Below are 2,604 nucleotides of genomic sequence, written 5' to 3' on the forward strand. Positions count from 1 at the left end.
GTTTTACCACTGCCATTGACGCCCCAGATGCCTGTACCAGAACAGGCATCTTTAAGCGTCCATACGTCACTTTCTGAAAAGGAAAGTAACGGTAAGGTCAGTTCCCATTGCTCGCTCATTATGCTTACCTCTCCAGTCCGTTATTAGCTTCTGCGGAGCTGTCAGAAGTGACATGTGCATCCAGATAATCCAGTGAAGGCAGCGCTTCACTTAACGGGATTGTGCGCTTATCTTCGAGCAGCAAAGGGGGAGGATCATTCTTGACTGTTATTGCCAGATTATCGCCGCCGTCATAACCCAAAAGTTTTTGCAATTCTTCGGGGGAGGCATCGGGATAAATATCTTCGGGTTGAGGATCAGGCGCGTGTTTAGCCTGCTCGTCATAGTGATTAAAAAGATCTTCGTAATATTCGGCTTGTGCTGCTTTAATCATTGGATCAACCAGACGACTAAACGCATCTCCATCATTGATAGTGGTTGTTAAAGTTTCGCCAAGCCGTTCTTCAATGAGTGAATAGATCGCAGCACCAACTTCCATCACTCTGTCGGTAACGCCAAACACAGCACCATGAATAATTTGCGCGATGGGGGAATCATCAATTTCATTGAGTGCTTCCCAAATATCGTTGGAGACCTCACTCAAATCTACGCGTTCGTAAACTTCCTTTTTATCTAAAAATCCTGTTGTGGATTGCTCCATTGCATCACGGATTTTTTCATCAAGTCGTGCTGCATGTTCTTTTAAAACCGGTTCAACAATGTCCTTTAATTCCGTTTCAATATCAGCGCTAGAAGGCTCTGCTTTTTCCCATTTACCTGCATGAATCTGTTCAATGGTTTTCATGGTTTATTCTCCGCATTAATGTAAGGAATGCTGTTGCTGCCACGCGTGGAACTTGCCCGTTTCCAGCGGCTTTAATTCTGTCCATCCTAAAGGCCACCCAATCATCCATTCCCATAGGGGAGGCTCCAGTCGGGCGTGTTCCATACCACTCTCGCGCATGATCCATTGCGCCAGTGTGTCGGGTACGTCTTTCTCGATGGGGCGGTAGGCATATTTCTTTCTGATCGGGGTGCGTTTGCCGTCTGTTGCTATTGGCGTAGGCAAGAATCCAGATGCGGTCACGGAGATGGGGAGCGCCACATTGGGCTGCTGATAAACACAACCACTCTGCATCGTACCCGCACGTGGCAAGGTCACTGAGAACAACATCGAGTCCTCGAATAACGAGAGCTGGGCTGTTCTCAATGAATGCGTATGGTGGTCGTACTTCGCCAATAATCCTGGCGAACTCTTTCCAGAGTCCGCTACGCTGTCCTGTGATGCCTGCACCTTTTCCGGCGAGGCTAATGTCTTGGCAGGGGAAACCTCCTGATATGACATCAACAAGCCCTCGCCACAGTCGTCCGTCAAAACTTTCCACGTCACTCCAAATTGGGAAAGGCGGGAGCAATCCATCATTTTGTCGTTGCGCCAAAACCCCTGCTGCGTAGGCATCACGTTCCACTGCACAAACGGTTGTCCATCCGAGCAGGTAGCCGCCGAGAATCCCTCCGCCAGCGCCTGCGAATAAAGCCAGCTCATTCATCGTTTCTCCTTTGGGGAGTGGCACTCCCCACGGTTTAATTAAGTAAAAAGAAAGTGAGATGTACTGAGTTTCAGGAGGACATTTCCGAGAAGTCTTTGTCGCCAAGCAGACTGCGCGCGATAGCTTTTTTATCGTTGGGCTTCATGCTGTTTACACCCTTGACGATATAGCCTTTGGTTTCGGAAGCAGGAGCGCCATTGATGGCATCGAGTTTTACTTCTGACTCGATAAGAGCATCACGCTCATCAAGCAGTTTTGAGCGGTACAGAAAATATTGATAACGGGAACGGGCAATCATCCAAATGCCAGAGAACAGGAACAACGTGCCTAATCCAGCATCCACAAAACTTCTGATAAGCAGACCAAGAATCAGCACTATTGCAGGCTCGTAAAATCCTTCACACCACCAGTAGTTTTTGCCTTTGGGTAACTTATTAACGAGAGGCTGAATATTAAAATTGCCTTCATAGCGTGTATGCCATTGCTCATCTCTGCTGTTGCGTCGATTAATCACAAACAAGTGATAAATCGACAAGACAACTAACAACCCGACATACCAGCCTATATAGGTAGGGTTTACCTTCATCACGTTGGCAATGATGAAAGTAAAGAGCGTCATTACGACGATCATAAAGGGCGAGAAGTAACGCTCGCCGAGGCTGTTTCTGAGCCACGGCATCACCATACTGAAACCGAGTTCAGCGATGAGTAGCCCAAAGGCTCTAAAGCCTTTTGCTTGCTCGTTAATGACTTCTCCAACTGTGTTAATTGAATCATGTGCTTGTGACATAGCTTATTCCTCATGTTGTACAGGAGTGTTGGCAGCATCACGCGCTTGTGGCGCATGACTTGCCGTTGAAGGTATGGGATTGAGTTGGTAGTAGCGCCTGTGAACGGCCCAAGCCAGATAGAGCGTGAGCCATGACAGGATGAAGTTTGCCGAAGCGATCAACTGGAATTCCCAACTGTCGGTCGAGGTGAAACTGAACAGGAAGGTCACGCTGTTGCAGTAACA

Annotated in this window: 4 protein-coding genes; all 4 read right to left on the minus strand. The window is 47.9% G+C overall.

The features are described from left to right. Positions 1 to 124: 124 nt before the first annotated feature. Positions 125 to 844, minus strand: a complete 720-nt coding sequence (locus tag ACQY6F_RS18710) for a hypothetical protein (RefSeq protein WP_428776606.1) — start codon at positions 842 to 844, stop codon at positions 125 to 127. Next, complete coding sequence (locus ACQY6F_RS18715; protein WP_428776608.1) at positions 831 to 1,589, minus strand: DNA cytosine methyltransferase; 759 nt, start codon at positions 1,587 to 1,589, stop codon at positions 831 to 833. Before ACQY6F_RS18715 ends, ACQY6F_RS18710 begins: the two co-directional genes overlap by 14 nt. A 70-nt stretch (positions 1,590 to 1,659) precedes the next feature. Further along, positions 1,660 to 2,379, minus strand: a complete 720-nt coding sequence (locus ACQY6F_RS18720) for a hypothetical protein (protein WP_428776610.1) — start codon at positions 2,377 to 2,379, stop codon at positions 1,660 to 1,662. Positions 2,380 to 2,382: 3 nt separating this feature from the next. Continuing rightward, positions 2,383 to 2,604: hypothetical protein (locus tag ACQY6F_RS18725; RefSeq protein WP_428776611.1), on the minus strand; the 222-nt coding region annotated here is incomplete at its 5' end.

The organism is Vibrio sp., from assembly GCF_050299255.1.
GTDB lineage: Bacteria > Pseudomonadota > Gammaproteobacteria > Enterobacterales > Vibrionaceae > Vibrio.